At 68.8% G+C, this 1864-nt stretch carries 2 protein-coding genes; both read right to left on the reverse strand.

What is annotated here, in order from left to right; all coding sequences use genetic code 11:
- Window positions 1-763: cytochrome c biogenesis protein (locus tag D451_RS0126035; RefSeq protein ID WP_017536613.1), on the reverse strand; the 763-nt coding region annotated here is incomplete at its 3' end.
- A partial coding sequence (gene resB / locus D451_RS26965) for a cytochrome c biogenesis protein ResB (protein ID WP_017536614.1) occupies window positions 760-1864 on the reverse strand: 1105 nt, incomplete at its 5' end. The genes resB and D451_RS0126035, both read right to left, overlap by 4 nt.

Below are 1864 nucleotides of genomic sequence, written 5' to 3' on the forward strand. Positions count from 1 at the left end.
CGATGATGCCGAAGGTCCACAGCGGGAACGCGAAGAGGATGAAGCGGTGCGAGATGCGGTCGAGCAGCTCGGGGCTGGGCAGACGGCCCGCGATACCGGCCACCTTCTCCCCCAGGGCCCGCTTGGCCTCGGCCCGGTGCGAGACCAGGTAGGTGATGCCCGCGGCTCCGGAGACCATGAAGGCGCCGCCGGCGATGATGGTGGCGGTGACGTGGATCGGAACCCAGTAGGAGTGCAGGGCCGGGATCAGCGGGCCGGGGTCGACGTACAGCCAGCGCACGCCGATACCGAGCAGGATCAACACCGGTACCAGCACGAAGGCGCCGAGGAAGCGGGCCTGGTAGCGCCAGGAGGCGTACAGCAGCGAGCCGACCGCCACCAGGCACAGGGCGACGATGAACTCGAACATGTTGCCCCAGGGCCAACGGCCGGCGGCCACGCCTCGGGCGATGATCTGCGCGACCCCCATGAGGAAGCCCAGGGTGGTGACGCCGAGGGCGATCGTGCCGAGGACGTTCTGGGAGGCCTTGGCCTCCTTCTCCTCGGTACGGACGTTGACCTCGATGTCGTCGTCACGGCCTTCCACCGTGCCCGCCCCGACCGGCATGAGCCGTCCGGCCTTCAGCCGGGTGCGGTTGCCGTAGGCGGCCTCGATCGCGAACAGGAAGAGCGCGGCGGCGTAGGTCACGATCATCGCGATGACCAGGGTGTCGCTCAGCGACGCCATGCTCTCGTTCACCGGTGCGGCGAGTGTGTACGTCACCGGTCACTCCCTTGTGTGGTCGTCTCTGTGGATGGGGTGTCGGGGCCGCCGTCGGACTCGCTTCGGAGTCGTGCGGCGAGCCTGGTGGTGATCTCGTGGAACTCGGCGTTGTCGCCGGCCACCTCGGTCTTGCCGAGTCCGGCCAGTTCGACGCGTGTGCGGCCGTCCTCGCCCGGGGTGGCGCGGACCCAGACCCGGCGCGGGCGCACGAACAGCGTCACCAGGAGTCCGACCACGGCCAGGGAGGCGGCCAGCAGCGCCGGCACACGCGCCCCGTCCCGGTTGCTCTGCAAGGTGGCGTACTCCTTGACGCCGGTGAAGGTGATCGATCCGGCCTCGTCCGGCAGCTCCCAGGTATCGCCGACCGCCATGACGGGCGACTCGCCGATGTTCTCCATCCCCTCGGTCTGGAGTTGGTAGACCGACTGGGGATCGATCATGCCCAGGTCGCCCTGGTAGGCGTTGAGGGTGACCATCGGGTTCTCCGCCCCGGGGAAGGAGGAGACGAGTTCGCCTTCGGCGTCCTCCATGGCGGTGGGCAGGAAGACCCCGACGAAGCCGAGCTCCTCGCCTCCGGTGTCGGGGACCTTGATGACACCGTCGGAGATGTAGCTCATGGTCTCCCGGTGCAGGAAGGGCACCGCCTGGTCGAAGACCAGGTCGCCGTCGGCGTTGCGCACCTCGAACTGCGGCGCGTAGCCGTGCCCCAGCAGGTAGACCTGCACCCCGTCGACGGTCAGCGGGTGGTTGACCTCCAGCTTGTGGGTGCCCTCCTCTCCGCCGGGTTCCTCCGTGTAGGTGAGGTCGGCGACGTAGGACTCCGCCTGCCCGCGCAGGTTCCCGTCCTCGATGAACGAGGCGTCGAACCGGTCGAGGTGGATGGTGAAGGGGGCGAGATCGTCGGTGTCGGTCCAGTGGCCGGGGTAGATCGCGTCGTAGGAGGGCAGCGTGTTGGCGAAGCCGTCGCCCTCCACGATGAGCATGTTGCCGCGGTAGCCGAAGAACGCCCCGGCCGCCAAGGCCAGCAACAGGCCCAGCAGCGCGAAGTGGAACAGCACGTTGCCGGCCTCGCGCAGGTAACCGGTCTCGGCCGAGACCGAG

Source organism: Nocardiopsis alba DSM 43377, from assembly GCF_000341225.1.
GTDB lineage: Bacteria > Actinomycetota > Actinomycetes > Streptosporangiales > Streptosporangiaceae > Nocardiopsis > Nocardiopsis alba.